Source organism: Streptomyces sp. NPDC002446, assembly GCF_053595675.1.
In genome coordinates, this window is the sequence record NZ_JBSFYC010000012.1 from 64,960 (window position 1) to 78,273 (window position 13,314).

At 72.3% G+C, this 13,314-nt stretch carries 16 protein-coding genes; 9 read left to right on the forward strand and 7 right to left on the reverse strand.

Annotated features, from left to right (window positions below; all coding sequences use genetic code 11):
* Positions 1–87 precede the first annotated feature (87 nt).
* The 7 genes from ACWD6P_RS09905 (at position 88) to ACWD6P_RS09935 (ending at position 6,699) form a co-directional block, all read left to right on the forward strand.
* Entirely contained in the window at positions 88–1,398 is a 1,311-nt protein-coding gene (locus ACWD6P_RS09905; protein ID WP_451443529.1) for an Ig-like domain-containing protein, read from the forward strand.
* Positions 1,399–1,588: 190 nt separating this feature from the next.
* Entirely contained in the window at positions 1,589–2,830 is a 1,242-nt protein-coding gene (locus tag ACWD6P_RS09910; protein WP_451443530.1) for a L,D-transpeptidase, read from the forward strand.
* 113 nt (positions 2,831–2,943) lie between these two features.
* The gene (locus ACWD6P_RS09915; protein WP_451443531.1) at positions 2,944–3,711 is read left to right on the forward strand and encodes an enoyl-CoA hydratase/isomerase family protein; all 768 of its coding nucleotides are present in this window, start codon (positions 2,944–2,946) and stop codon (positions 3,709–3,711) included.
* A gap of 276 nt (positions 3,712–3,987) precedes the next feature.
* Positions 3,988–4,515 (forward strand): ATP-binding protein, encoded by a 528-nt coding sequence (locus tag ACWD6P_RS09920; protein WP_451443532.1) that lies wholly within the window; start codon positions 3,988–3,990, stop codon positions 4,513–4,515.
* 110 nt (positions 4,516–4,625) lie between these two features.
* Positions 4,626–5,027 (forward strand): hypothetical protein, encoded by a 402-nt coding sequence (locus ACWD6P_RS09925; protein WP_451443533.1) that lies wholly within the window; start codon positions 4,626–4,628, stop codon positions 5,025–5,027.
* Positions 5,028–5,083: 56 nt separating this feature from the next.
* A complete protein-coding gene (locus tag ACWD6P_RS09930; RefSeq protein ID WP_451443534.1) occupies positions 5,084–5,860 on the forward strand; it encodes a DsbA family protein in 777 nt (258 codons plus the stop codon).
* Positions 5,857–6,699, forward strand: coding sequence for a cytochrome c biogenesis CcdA family protein (locus ACWD6P_RS09935; RefSeq protein ID WP_451443535.1), 843 nt, complete (start codon positions 5,857–5,859; stop codon positions 6,697–6,699). Before ACWD6P_RS09930 ends, ACWD6P_RS09935 begins: the two co-directional genes overlap by 4 nt.
* A gap of 14 nt (positions 6,700–6,713) precedes the next feature.
* Here ACWD6P_RS09935 and ACWD6P_RS09940 read toward each other — a convergent pair whose 3' ends face one another.
* The 4 genes from ACWD6P_RS09940 to ACWD6P_RS09955 form a co-directional block, all read right to left on the reverse strand.
* The gene (locus tag ACWD6P_RS09940; RefSeq protein WP_451443536.1) at positions 6,714–7,070 is read right to left on the reverse strand and encodes a hypothetical protein; all 357 of its coding nucleotides are present in this window, start codon (positions 7,068–7,070) and stop codon (positions 6,714–6,716) included.
* A gap of 178 nt (positions 7,071–7,248) precedes the next feature.
* Positions 7,249–8,079, reverse strand: a complete 831-nt coding sequence (nadE, locus tag ACWD6P_RS09945; RefSeq protein ID WP_451443537.1) for an ammonia-dependent NAD(+) synthetase — start codon at positions 8,077–8,079, stop codon at positions 7,249–7,251.
* A gap of 109 nt (positions 8,080–8,188) precedes the next feature.
* Positions 8,189–8,743: a GH25 family lysozyme gene (locus ACWD6P_RS09950; RefSeq protein ID WP_393497956.1), complete on the reverse strand. Its 555-nt coding sequence runs from the start codon at positions 8,741–8,743 to the stop codon at positions 8,189–8,191.
* A gap of 418 nt (positions 8,744–9,161) precedes the next feature.
* Positions 9,162–9,590 (reverse strand): BlaI/MecI/CopY family transcriptional regulator, encoded by a 429-nt coding sequence (locus tag ACWD6P_RS09955; RefSeq protein ID WP_451443538.1) that lies wholly within the window; start codon positions 9,588–9,590, stop codon positions 9,162–9,164.
* A gap of 243 nt (positions 9,591–9,833) precedes the next feature.
* Here ACWD6P_RS09955 and ACWD6P_RS09960 point away from each other — a divergent pair, with 243 nt between their 5' ends.
* Together ACWD6P_RS09960 and ACWD6P_RS09965 are read left to right on the forward strand one after the other, a co-directional pair.
* On the forward strand, positions 9,834–10,562 hold the full coding sequence (locus tag ACWD6P_RS09960; RefSeq protein ID WP_451443539.1) for a phosphatase PAP2 family protein: 729 nt from the start codon (positions 9,834–9,836) through the stop codon (positions 10,560–10,562).
* A 192-nt stretch (positions 10,563–10,754) separates the two neighbouring features.
* Complete coding sequence (locus ACWD6P_RS09965) at positions 10,755–11,051, forward strand: hypothetical protein (RefSeq protein WP_451443540.1); 297 nt, start codon at positions 10,755–10,757, stop codon at positions 11,049–11,051.
* A 22-nt stretch (positions 11,052–11,073) separates the two neighbouring features.
* Here ACWD6P_RS09965 and ACWD6P_RS09970 read toward each other — a convergent pair whose 3' ends face one another.
* The 3 genes from ACWD6P_RS09970 to ACWD6P_RS09980 form a co-directional block, all read right to left on the reverse strand.
* Positions 11,074–11,466: a type II toxin-antitoxin system VapC family toxin gene (locus tag ACWD6P_RS09970; protein WP_451443541.1), complete on the reverse strand. Its 393-nt coding sequence runs from the start codon at positions 11,464–11,466 to the stop codon at positions 11,074–11,076.
* Positions 11,463–11,732 carry a hypothetical protein gene (locus tag ACWD6P_RS09975; protein ID WP_451443542.1) on the reverse strand — a complete coding sequence of 90 codons (270 nt, stop codon included), beginning with the start codon at positions 11,730–11,732 and terminating at the stop codon, positions 11,463–11,465. The genes ACWD6P_RS09970 and ACWD6P_RS09975 overlap by 4 nt, the downstream gene beginning before the upstream one ends.
* 153 nt (positions 11,733–11,885) lie before the next feature.
* Positions 11,886–13,268 (reverse strand): L-serine ammonia-lyase, encoded by a 1,383-nt coding sequence (locus ACWD6P_RS09980; protein WP_451443543.1) that lies wholly within the window; start codon positions 13,266–13,268, stop codon positions 11,886–11,888.
* Positions 13,269–13,314: the final 46 nt, after the last annotated feature.

Below are 13,314 nucleotides of genomic sequence, written 5' to 3' on the forward strand. Positions count from 1 at the left end.
TCTGTCCATGCCCTGCCGAGGGGGCCCGTGACATTCCGTTATGCGACATACCTCTAAATCCAGGCATCATCCGTCACAATCCGGTATATGACCGCCCATCACCAGGACCGAGCAGAGGACCGAGGCACGAGCCGCGGCGGCGTCCGTGTGCGGGTCCGGACGCCGGGCCGGGTGCGGTCCGGGCCGGGCCGCGGGGCGCGGCCGGCGGTCCGGGTCCGGGTCGCGCTCGCCGCCGTGGCCGGGCTCGCCGGGGCGGCGGCGCTGGCCGGCTGCGCGGACTCGGCGGCGTTCTACGACGGCACACCACGCTCCCCGAAGGAGCCCATCAGCATCGTCCCGCACGACGGCGCGCACGGCGTACGGGCCGACGGCCGGTTCGAGATCCGGGTCCCGCAGGGGCGGCTGGAGCGGGTGGAGGTCAGCCGCAGCGGCGGCGCCGGCCAGCAGCCCGTCGCCGGCCGGATCTCGACGGACGGCACGGTCTGGCGCCCGGCCCCCGGCCCCCTCCAGCTCGGCGCGAAGTACACCGTCCACGCGGTGGCCCTGGACGGCGCCGGCCACCGCTCGGCCCGCCGCACCACCTTCACCACCTCCCCGCCCACCCGGCGCTTCGCCGCCCACTTCTCGCCCCAGAGCGACGCCACCGTCGGCACCGGCCTGATCTTCTCGATGGTCTTCAACCGGCCGATCGCCGACCGGGCCGCCGTCGAACGGGCCGTCAAGGTCAGCGCCAACCCGGCCGTCGCGGTCTCCGGCCACTGGTTCGGCCGCCGGCGGCTGGACTTTAGGCCCCGCGACCGCTGGCGGCCCGGCACCGAGATCACCGTGCAGCTGCGGCTGCGCGGGGTGAAGTCCGGACCGAACTCCTACGGGACACAGCACCGCACCGTCCGCTACCGGGTGGGCCGGGACCAGATCAGCATCGTCGACGCCGCGCGGCACACCATGACGGTGCGGCGCGACGGCCGGGTGGTGGCGGTGCTGCCGATCACCGCGGGCGACGCCGAGAACCCCACGTACAACGGGCGGATGGTGATCCTGGAACGGCATGCGGTGACGCGGATGGACGGCGACACCGTCGGCTTCGGCAGCGAGTACGACATCGCGGACGTCCCGCACGCCATGCGCCTCACCAGGTCCGGGACCTTTCTGCACGGCAACTACTGGGCGCCGCCCCAGGTCTTCGGCGGCAGCAACACCAGCCATGGCTGTGTCGGCCTCAAGGACGTCAGGGGCGGCGGCCGCGGCACCCCGGCGGGCTGGTTCTACGGCAACTCGATCGTCGGCGACGTCGTGGTGGTCCACAACTCCCCCGAGCGCACGGTCGCCCCGGACAACGGCCTCGGCGGCTGGAACATGTCGTGGGACCAGTGGCGGGCCGGATCGGCGCTGGGCTGACCGGGGCGGGCCCGGCGGCGCGCGCCCACGTCGGCGCGCACCCCCGCGCCACCCTCGTACTTGGGACTGAACGGTGACATCCGCGGGGAGTTCACTGTCACCGCGGTGTGGTTACCTGACGGGAGGGGCGCGGCTGTCCGCAGCGGCGCGCCGGGTACCGCGGGCCGTGCGAGGGGGAAAGGGGCCAGTCGTGGACGTCCAGCCGATTCGGGGGGTGCCGGCGCGCCGGCACCGGTGGCCAGGCGGGGGCCGGGGCCCGCTCGCCCTGCTGCTCGGCGCGGTGCTGCTGTTGGCGAGCGGGTGCGGCGGTGATGACGACGGCGGCGGGAAGCCGGCCGGCGCGGCGGGCGGGGACAAGGCCGCCTCCCAGGCCGCGGTGACGATAGCGCCCAAGGACGGCGCGGACGACGTCGCCACCAGCGGCGCGCTGAAGGTGACCGCCCGCAAGGGCCGGCTCACGTCCGTCAGGGTCAAGGACGGCAAGGGCAACGAGGTCGACGGGAAGATATCCGGCGACGGAGCCCGGTGGCAGCCGAGCGGCCATCTGGGCGCCGCGACGCAGTACACCGTCGATGCCGTGGCGGTGGACCGCCAGGGCCGTAAGGCCGCCGAGCACGCCACGTTCACCACACTCGTCCCCAAGAACACCTTCATCGGCCGCTACAGCCCCGAGAACGGCCAGCGGGTCGGCGTCGGGATGCCGGTCTCGATCCACTTCACCCGGGGCATCACCGACCCCGGGGCCGTCGAGGACGCCATCTCGGTCAGCGCCGAGCCGTCCGTCCCGATCGAGGGCCACTGGTTCGGCAACGACCGGCTCGACTTCCGCCCCGAGAAGTACTGGGCACCCGGGACGAAGGTCACCCTCAAGCTGAACCTCAACGGCGTCGAGGGCCGCCCGGGCGTCTACGGCACCCAGGCCAAGGAGGTCTCCTTCACCATCGGCCGCAGCCAGGTGAGCACCGTCGACGCCGGGTCGAAGCGGATGACCGTGGTCCGCGACGGCAGGAAGATCAAGACCATCCCCATCACGTCGGGCGCGCCGGGCACCGAGACGTACAACGGCACGATGGTGATCAGCGAGAAGCACGTGGTGACGCGGATGAACGGCGACACCGTCGGCTTCGGCGGCGAGTACGACATCAAGGACGTACCGCACGCGATGCGGCTGAGCACGTCCGGCACCTTCATCCACGGCAACTACTGGGCGGGCCGGGCGACGTTCGGCACGCGCAACGCCAGCCACGGCTGTGTGGGCCTGTTCGACGCGCGCGGCGGCGGCGACCCCGCCACCCCGGCGGCCTGGTTCTTCGACCACTCCCTCGTCGGCGACGTCGTCATCGTCAGGAACTCCCATGACGAAACGATCCAGCCCGACAACGGCTTCAGCGACTGGAACCTGTCCTGGGAGCGGTGGAAGGCCGGCCGGTGACGGACTGACGGGCGAGCGGACGGGCGGGGACGGCAGGACCCGGAGGGGGCCGGTGCCGCACTGTGACCAAGTGCACCGGCCGCCACCTCGTTAACGGGGACTAACCTTCCACCATGACTGTGAATCTCGAGGTCGCCGACGGCGTCGGCACCATCCGCCTGGACCGCCCGCCGATGAACGCGCTGGACATCGCCACCCAGGACCGGCTGCGCGAGCTGGCCGAAGAGGTCACCCGCCGCGACGACGTGCGCGCCGTCGTCGTCTGGGGCGGCGAGAAGGTGTTCGCGGCCGGTGCGGACATCAAGGAGATGCAGGCCATGGACCACCCCGCCATGGTCGCGCGCTCCAAGGACCTGCAGGACTCGTTCACCGCGGTGGCCCGGATCCCCAAGCCGGTGGTCGCCGCGGTCACCGGCTACGCGCTCGGCGGCGGCTGCGAGTTGGCGCTCTGTGCCGACTTCCGGATCGCCGCCGACAACGCCAGGCTCGGCCAGCCGGAGATCCTGCTCGGGCTCATCCCGGGCGCCGGCGGCACCCAGCGGCTCGCCCGCCTCGTCGGCCCCTCCAAGGCCAAGGACCTCATCTTCACCGGCCGCCATGTGAAGGCGGAGGAGGCGCTGGCCATCGGTCTGGTCGACCGGGTGGTGCCGGCCGCCGAGGTCTACGAGCAGGCGCACGCCTGGGCGGCGCGGCTGGCGGCCGGCCCCGCACTGGCCCTGCGCGCCGCGAAGGAGTCCGTCGACGCGGGCCTGGAGGCCGACATCGACACCGGCCTGACGATCGAACGCAACTGGTTCGCGGGCCTGTTCGCGACCGAGGACCGGGAGACCGGTATGCGCAGCTTCGTCGAGGAGGGGCCGGGCAAGGCCAAGTTCCTCTGAAACGACTGGTGTTGACGGGGCGGATGAGGTTTGGCCGGTACTGGATGCCTCGTGTGGGCGAATTGCGGAAAACTTAATTACGCCTTAAGGCAGCCTTGTTGACACATCGGCCCAGGCGGCCGCACGCGGGACGTCGCCGCAGGTCAGCCGGGGCATCCCGGAACCTTAACTGCCATTGGCATATGTCCCGCAGGGGGTCCGGAGCCGACGATTCCGGGGAACGGATTCCGTCGGTTCCGCCCCCGCGACCGCCAAGTAGCAGCCATGATGGGGGGCATGGCGGGCCTCGAAGGAATGGAGCAGCCGCGGCCGCGGAGCGATCCGGCCGCCGCACGTTGGGGCATTCCCGGTGCGGACCGGAGCCCGGCTCCCGTCCCCCGCGGCCCGGTGTCCGCGGCGCTCGATCTCATGGGCGACCCGAACATCGGCGAGGTCCGGCTGCCCTCGCGCCCCCAGTCCGCCGGTATCGCCCGCCGGCTGACCGCCTCCGTGCTGCTGCGGCAGTGGTCCCTGCCCCCCCAGCTCGCCGAGCACGCCGTGCTGCTCGTCTCGGAGCTCGTCGGCAACGCCGTACGCCACACCGGCGCCCGTACGTTCGGACTGCGGATGCTCCGCCGCCGCGGCTGGATCCGCATCGAGGTGCGCGACCCGTCCCGCGGGCTGCCCTGTCTCATGCCCGTCCAGGAAATGGACACCAGCGGCCGCGGCCTCTTCCTCGTCGACAAGCTCTCCGACCGCTGGGGCGTGGACCTGCTGCCCCGCGGCAAGACCACCTGGTTCGAGATGCGCGTCGCCGACCGCTGAGCGGCCGGCTGCGCGGGCGTGCGGCCGTGCGCCGGTCCGTGCTCCGGCCGCGCCGGGGCGGTCCGTAGGATGGGTCGTCCATGCCCGCGGCAGGTACAAAGAGGAGGGACATGCACGCCATACGCCGATCGGCCGTGATGACGTTGCTGCTCCTTCTCGCGGTGGCCTTCGCTCCGCTGCTGTGCCGGACCGGGGGCGACCAGGCCCGGGCGGAGGGCCGGGCCGGCGCGAGCGTCCGGGCGGCCGCGGCGCACCCGGGCCAGCAGCTCGACGGCGCGGCCCCGGTCGCGGTGGCCGATGCGCCCAAGAGGTGTTCGGACCGCCACGCGCCCGGCTCCGCGGAGCCCGCCCCGCTGCCCGTGTCGCACCGCGGTGAGCCACTGGCCCCCGCGACCACCGGCCCCGGCCCGCTCGTCGCCGACCTGCCCGCGCAGTTCGCGCTCGCCCGGCCCCCGACGGACGGCACCTGTGCCGCCGACCACACCACGCTCCTGCCCGTACTGCGGATATAGGCCGCGTCCCGACGCACAAGGCCATCCATCCCTCTCCGTACGTCTGGAGCTTTCGCATGCCCGCTTCCGCCTCGCCCACCCGCAAACTCGCCGCGATAGGCGCGGTCATCGCCCTCGTCGTGGCCGTGATCGCCATCGGGATCGCCGTAGGAAAGGCCGTCGAGGGCGGCCGCGGCACCGGCGGCACCGGCGCGCCCGGGGCCGCCGCCTCCGCCGGCACCCAGGAGGACGCCGCACAGCAGAAGATGTTCGACGACCTCGCCGAGAAGACCAGCCGGCGGGTGGCGGGCGATCCGCTGGCCGTCGGCAAGAAGGACGCCCCCGTCGTCCTGGTCGAGTACGCCGACTACGCGTGCTCGTTCTGCGGCCGCTTCACCCGGGAGACCCAGCCCGACCTGATCAAGAAGTATGTCGACGCGGGCACCCTGCGGATCGAGTTCCGCAACTTCCCCGTCTTCGGCGCCGACTCCGAGCGGGCCGCCCGGGCCTCCTGGGCCGCCGGGCAGCAGGGCAGGTTCTGGCAGCTGCACGACGTGCTGTACGCCAAGACCCGCAAGGGCGGCGAGCTGGCCGAGGACAAGCTCGTCGAGATGGCCCGTGAGAGCGGGGTGCCGGACATCGAGAAGTTCCGCAGGGATCTGAACGGCGCGGGCGCCGAGCGGGCGCTGAAGAAGGACCAGGACGAGGGCTACCGGCTCGGTGTGCAGTCCACGCCGTCCTTCCTCGTCAACGGGCGGCCGGTGGCCGGGGCACAGCCCACCGCGGTCTTCGCGCAGGCCGTCGAGGACGCCGCGGCGAAGGCGGGTGCGAAGGGCGCGGGGGCCGGCAAGTGACGACCGACATCGGCTACCTCGCGGCGTTCCTGGGCGGGGCGCTCGCCCTGCTCAGCCCGTGCAGCGCGCTGCTGCTGCCGGCGTTCTTCGCCTACTCCCTCGCCAGCCCGGGCCGGCTGCTGGCCCGCACCGGGGTGTTCTACCTGGGGCTGGCCACCACGCTGGTGCCGCTGGGGGCGGCGAGTACGGCGGCCAGCCGGCTCTTCAACGGCCACCGCGATCTGCTGATCGCCGTCGGCGGCTGGGTCGTCATCGCGATGGGCCTCGCCCAGATCCTGGGCCTGGGCTTCGCCTCCCGCCGCGCCCAGGAGGCCGCGGCCAGGATCACCCCGCGCTCGGCCGTCTCCACCTTCCTGCTCGGCTGTGTCTACGGCCTGGCCGGCTTCTGCGCGGGCCCGATCCTCGGCGCGGTGCTGACGGTGACGGCGGTCAGCGGAAACCCCGTGTACGGCGCCTCGATGCTGGCCGTGTACGCGCTGGGCATGGCGCTGCCGCTGTTCGTCCTGGCACTGCTGTGGGACCGCTTCAAGCTCGGCACCCGCAGCTGGCTGCGCGGCCGTGAAGTCACCCTCGGCAGGCTGCGGCTGCACACCACCTCGCTGCTGTCCGGCGCCTTCTTCATCGGCATCGGCGTCCTCTTCCTGCGCTTCAACGGGACCAGCGCGCTGCCCGGGATCCTGGACGCGGACACCGAATTCCGGGTCGAGGAGTGGGCGACCCGGATCGGGAACGGCGTACCGGACTATGTGCTGATCGCGGTGGGCGCGCTGGTCGTCGCCGCAGTGCTGGGACGGATCGCGCTGCGGCCGGGAGGCAGGCCGCGGGACGGGGACGGATAGCCCGCCGGGCCGGGTCAGCCTTGGGCGCCGATCCGCCGCCGCCAGCGGGGGTGCACCCGGTGGGGCCGCGGATGCGGGTGGTGGGCGTCGGCCCGGCGGCGGCGGTCGTTGCACAGCAGGCACTTGCCGTACCCCGGCGGGAGGGGGTCCTCCGGATCGCCGTACAGCGGGTCGACCGCGCCGTGCGGATGGAGGGCGCAGCCGGTCGGGCCGGTCTCGGCGCCCAGCGAGCTGGCGGCGGTCAGTGCCTGCCGCAGGACGTCGACGAGCTGGTCCGCGTCGTGCCGGGTCGGTGCGGACTGCAGAGCGGAGGCAAGGTCGGAGGCGGTGGTCAGCGCGGTCTGGAGTTCGCGCAGGTTTGCGTAACCCATGTCCCGGAGCGTAGGCGGCCCCACTGACAGTTGATCTTCCGATCGCACTTCGCGGCTTCCCATGGCCGCATGCATGCCCGCTCGGGCCGACGGTTTAGCACCGGGACGGTGACCGTCCCCTTACTGGTGCATGACACGCCGGGTGGGGCGCCCCGGCGAGGGCGCCCCGGCCCGCGGCTCACGGCGCGATCGGAAGTGCCCGCTTGTGGTCCGTGAGGCGGTAGCGGCGGACGATGGCCTGGAAGGCGGTGGCCTCGACCGGGTTGCCCTCCAGGAAGTCGTCGATCTGGTCGTAGCTCACGCCGAGCGCGACCTCGTCGGGCTTGCCCGGGTCGAGCGTCTCCAGGTCGGCGGTCGGCACCTTCGAGACCAGCTCCTGGGGGGCGCCCAGGGCCGCCGCCACCGCGCGCACCCGGCGCTTGGTGAGCCCGGTGAGCGGTACGACGTCGGCCGCGCCGTCACCGAACTTGGTGAAGAACCCGGACACCGCCTCGGCCGCGTGGTCGGTGCCCACGACCAGGCCGTCGTGGGCACCCGCGACCGCGTACTGCGCGATCATGCGCTGGCGCGCCTTGATGTTGCCCTGGACGAAGTCCTGGTGGTGCGCGTCGCGGAAGGTCAGCCCGCCGTCCAGCGCGGCCTGCAGCGCCGCGTCGCTCGCCGGGCGGATGTCGACGGTCAGCTCCCGGTCGGCGCGGATGAACTCCAGCGCCCGCTGGGCGTCCTTCTCGTCCGCCTGGACGCCGTAGGGCAGCCGCATCGCGTGGAACGTCGCCTCGTGCCCGGTGGCGCGGGCCCGCTCGACGGCCAGCTGGCAGAGCCGGCCGGTGGTCGTGGAGTCGACGCCGCCGCTGATCCCCAGGACCAGCGAGCGCAGGCCCGTGGAGGTCAGCCGCTCTGTGAGGAAGGCCACCCGGCGCTCGATCTCCTGCTCGGCGTCGAAGGACGCGGTCACCTGGAGATCCCGGGCGATCTCCTGCTGCAGGGCCTTGGACGCCGGGTCGGTCACGACTTGCTCCTCTTGTTCTCCCGCCGCGCCGCGTGGTGTGCGGCACGGCCTGTTGCCTGGTGCGTACGCACGGTTCCCGGATTACGTGAATCCGCGTGCCGGTAGGAAATTATGCCGGGTGCGCCCATTTCTTCAGCGCGGCCTTGCTGGAGAAGTCCGCGACGTCCTTGTCCAGCGGGCGGTCGGTGTACTGGTGGATGCGCCACTTCGCCTTGATCCGCGGATGCCCGGCGGAGACGTAGTCGGCGATCCACAGGCCGTCGGCGGCATAGGACGTGGTGTCGTGGTTGAGCCAGAAGTCGCGGTTGCAGTAGAGCATCACGCGGTGCGTGGGACGCAGCTTCTTCACCTCGACGAGGAACTGGTCCTTCTGTGCATTGCTCGCATAGGTGCCCTCGCCGGTGCGCTCCCAGTCACAGGCCAGGATGTCGCCCTGGACCGATGCGCACTTCTCGACGAAATACCGGGCCTGGGCGGCGATATTCCCCGGCCACAGAAAGTGGTAGAAACCGACCACGCAGCCGGCTTTACGGGCTTTCGCGGCCTGCGCGTTCTGGTGCGGATTGATGTAGGAGCGGCCCTCGGTGGCCTTGACGAAAACGAAGTCCAGCCCTTCCGTGGAATACGAGGTGTTGTAGGAGCTGACATCGACACCGTGCAGCATGAACGGCCTCCTGCCGATCGGACCTGCGGATTCGAAGCGCCAACTGCGAACTGGCCGCTGCGCCGGCCGGCCGTCGGGTCCCGTGACCACCGCGCCGCAGCGATTTCCCTGCGTTCCGTGCCTGCGTTCCGTGCGTGCGTTCTGTACCTGCGTTCCGTGCCTGCGTTCTGCGCGTTCCTGTGTTCCTGTGTTCGTTCCTGCCGTGCTGCGTTCCGTACGTTCTGTGTGCCCCGCGCGATGCGGATTCGTTCCCGTTCGTCCCGGCCAGTTCGTGCCAGCAGTTCAGCATGTTCGCTAGCGGGGACGCCAGAACAAGGACAAGAAGTTCCTTGCAGAACAGGCATATTGAGGGTGCGGCAGAAACCGCTCATGCGCTCGGCGCACCGCCGGCCGCCCCCGGGGCGCCTCCCCCCCCGGGTCACTGTGCGGTGCCAGGGCCCGGCCGGCGGCCGGCTTCCGTCCCGCCCGGCCCGTCGTCCCCCGCGCCCTCCAGCAGGGAGCGCAGCAACTGCTCGTCCTCGGCGGTCAGTTGTGCGACGAAGCGGGCGAGCGCGGTGCCGCGGTCGCACTGTTTGTCGAGCTCGCTGCGCATCCGCCGGGCGGTCAGCCCCGCGGAGTCCTGTATGGGCGAGTACGCGAAGCCGCGGCCCGCGCGGGAGCGGGACACCGCGCCCTTGCCGTACAGCCGGGACAGGATCGTCGTGACGGTCGTACGGGCCAGCCGGCCGCCCAGCGCGCTCTGCACCTCGGCGGGGCTCAGCGGGGCCTTGGCCGCCCAGAGCGCCGCGAGCACGCTCGCCTCCAGCTCGCCCGCGGGGCGCCGCCGCACGCGCGATGTCTCCGGCATGGCACACCCCCTCACCGGTACGTCGTCTGCCGCACCACGACCCATCGGACAGGCTCTAAGCTGCCCTAGGCCGTCTACGGGTCTGTAGTCGGTCGGGCCCGGCCGTCCGGCAGGCCCGCAACCCATTATGGGAGGGCCCACTGACATGGCCGCAGCCCCCGCAGGTGCGCAGGTGACGGGCGGGCCGGCGGAGGGCGTCGGAGAAGTCCGCGCCGCCGTGCCGCACACCCGGGCGAGGGCGCGGTGACGGCGCCGGGGCGCGACCCGGAGCCGGGGGCGGGGCCGGAACCGTCACCCGGGCCCGAACCGTCACCCGGGCCGGGACCGCGGCCCGCCACCGGAGTGCTGCTCGCCGTCGCCTCGGTCTGCGCGGTGCTCTTCGTCGCCATGGCCGTCACCGTCTCCGTACGGCACGGCGCCCCGTTCGCCGCCGAACAGGCCGCCCTGCGCTGGTCCGTGGCGCACCGCGGCGAGCCGCTGCGGTCGCTGGCCACCGCCCTGACGGACACCGGGACCGGTCTGCCCCCGTATCTGGCGGCCGTGCTCGCGGGACTGCTGGCCGGTCGTGGTCTGCCCGGCCGGATCCGGGCGGTGCTGTGCGCCGTCGCCGTCCTCGCCGTCGGCCAGGCGATCCGGTACGGCCTGATGGAGCTGCTCACCCGCCCCCGCCCGCCGGCCCTGGACTGGGCCGGCGAAGCCACCGGCCATGCCTTCCCCTCGGGCCACACCACCACCGCGGCGCTGGCGGCCGGAATCCTGGCCTGGGGCATCGCCCGCCGTACCCGCCCCGCCATCGCCCGCACCTGGTGCGCGGTGCTCGCCCTGTGGGCCGCCGGTGTCGGCCTCACCCGCGTCTACCTGGGCGTCCACTGGGCCGTCGACGTCCTCGCCGGCTGGCTGCTGGCCGCGACGGTGCTCGCCCTCGCCCTCCTCCTGGAGCCGTACGCCTTCCCCCGCCCCGGCCGGCGCTGACCCGCCCGGTGCGCCGGAGCCGCCGCACGCTCCCGCCATCCCATGAACAGCTGACGATCGGGCCAGGTCTTCCCCAAGGCGGCATGGACCCCTCCCGCGGCGAGCACCACTGTCCTGGGGCCGGACCGCAGCAATCGCGCCACCGGCCCCGGCTCACGCACGTACCACCGCACCGCCAGGGGGACACCGCAGATGAATCAGCCGATCGACGCTCCGGTCCCGGACCCGGCGGCGGGCCGGAAGGCACCCGCAGGCCGCTGCCCGGCCGCCGCCGCCAAGGACCCCACCCCGTGCGAGGGGCCGCCGGACGCCGCCACCATCCTCGACCGGCACGGCAACGAGGTCGCCGGCTGCGTCCAGCACTGCGCCCGCCTCCTGGCCGGCCTCGACGGCGGCCGCGTCCACCCCTTCGTCCCCGCGGACCAGGCCCTGGACATCTACTCCCGGGCCCGCGAACTCCCGCCCTTCGCCTGGGAGATCGGCAGATAGGTTGGGGCGCGGCCGCGCAGACTCAGACCTTGACGATGCGGACGCCGCGGCCGCACAGCATGAGGAGGTCCTCGGGGTCCGACGTCAGAACGGTCACTGGCGCGGGTGAGATGAGTGCGGTGGCGGCCACGATGGCGTCGAGGGCGTACTTGTGGCCGTGCAGGCCGGCAGCGGCGAGGAGCTTGCTGGCGTGGCGGGCGACGGCTTCGGTGGGCGGGACGATGTTCACGCGGGAGACGGCGTAGTCGAAGCGGGCCTGGTTGACCTTGGGGTCGCGTGCTTCGACGAGCGTGACGGAGCTGGTGACCACGCGGATGTCCTCGGCCTCGGCCGCAGCCAGCCACTCGGTGAGTTCAGGTGAGCGCCGTACGAGTTCGGACAGCCCCTCGCAGTCCAGGATGAGTGTCCCGCTCACGCGGCGTCCGAGCCGGCCGTGTCACCGCGCAGGATGGCTCGCTTGGTCTCGACTGCGACGTGGTCCACACGGCCGTGTTCGGCTTCGGCGTCTTCGATGAGTTCGCGTAGCCGGTCCCGCTCCAGCTGGCGCTGGATGAGCGCTTCGACGTATGCGGACATGCCCCGCTTGCCGGTACGTGCCTTGAGGGCGGCGATGGTGCCTTCGTGGAGGGAGACGGAGACCGGACGGACGGGGCCTTCGCCGGGAGCGGGGGAAGTGGCCATGGATCCAATTTAACAAGACTCTTGTTATTAGGTCGCTGTAGGTCGCTGTCTGTGCCCGGTCCTCCGTGTAGGCACAGGGACTTTCCGCCGCCTGAGCAGGGCAGGCCCTGACCGCGCTGAAAGATGCAAACGCGCTGGTCAGGGCCCGCAAGCTCAGCACTCGATGATGTTGACCGCCAGCCCGCCCCGCGCCGTCTCCTTGTACTTGACGCTCATGTCGGCGCCGGTCTCCTTCATGGTCTTGATGACCTTGTCGAGGGAGACGTGGTGGCGGCCGTCGCCGCGCAGTGCCATCCGGGCGGCGGTGACGGCCTTGACGGCCGCCATGCCGTTGCGCTCGATGCAGGGGATCTGGACGAGGCCGCCGACGGGGTCGCAGGTCAGGCCGAGGTTGTGCTCCATGCCGATCTCGGCGGCGTTCTCGACCTGCTGGGGGGTGCCGCCCAGGACCTCGGCCAGACCGCCGGCGGCCATGGAGCAGGCGGAGCCGACCTCGCCCTGGCAGCCGACCTCGGCGCCCGATATCGAGGCGTTCTCCTTGAAGAGCATGCCGATGGCGCCGGCGGCCAGCAGGAAGCGGACCACACCGTCCTCGTCGGCACCGGGCACGAAGTTGAGGTAGTAGTGCAGGACGGCCGGGATGATGCCGGCGGCGCCGTTGGTGGGGGCGGTCACGACCCGTCCGCCGGCCGCGTTCTCCTCGTTGACGGCCATGGCGTAGAGGGTGGTCCACTCCATCGCGTGGGCGGGGGCATTGCCCTCGGAGCGCAGGGCGCGGGCGGCGTTGGCGGCGCGGCGACGGACCTTGAGGCCGCCGGGCAGGATGCCCTCGCGGGACATGCCCCGGGTCACACACGCCTGCATGACGTGCCAGATCTCCAGCAGCCCGGTGCGGATCTCCTCCTCGGTGCGCCAGGCCTTCTCGTTCTCCAGCATCAGCGCGGAGATCGACAGGCCGGTCTCCTGGGACAGCCGCAGCAGCTCGTCGCCGGTGCGGAAGGGGTGGGTCAGCACGGTGTCGTCGAGCTTGATGCGGTCCTCGCCGACCGCGTCCTCGTCGACGACGAAGCCGCCGCCGACCGAGTAGTAGGTCTTCTCCAGCAGCGGGGCGCCCGCCGCGTCGTAGGCGAAGAGCGTCATGCCGTTGGCGTGGTACGGCAGGGCGCGGCGGCGGTGCAGGATCAGCTCGGTCGACTCGTCGAAGTCGATCTCGTGGGCGGTGCCGATCTCGGCACCGAGCAGGCGCAGGCGCTTGGTGTCGCGGATGCGCTGGACCTCGTCGTCGGCGGTCTCGACGTCGACGGTGCGGGGGGAGTGGCCTTCGAGGCCGAGGAGGACGGCCTTGGGGGTGCCGTGGCCGTGGCCGGTGGCGCCGAGGGAGCCGAAGAGCTCGGCGCGTACCTTGACCGCCTGGGCGAGCAGACCGTCCTTCTTGAGGCGTCCGACGAACATCCGGGCGGCGCGCATGGGGCCGACGGTGTGGGAGCTGGAGGGGCCGATGCCGATGGAGAAGAGGTCGAAGACGGAGATGGCCACGGGGGCGGACTCCCTTGTCTGCTCGTGGTGGACGGTGGAGCAATGG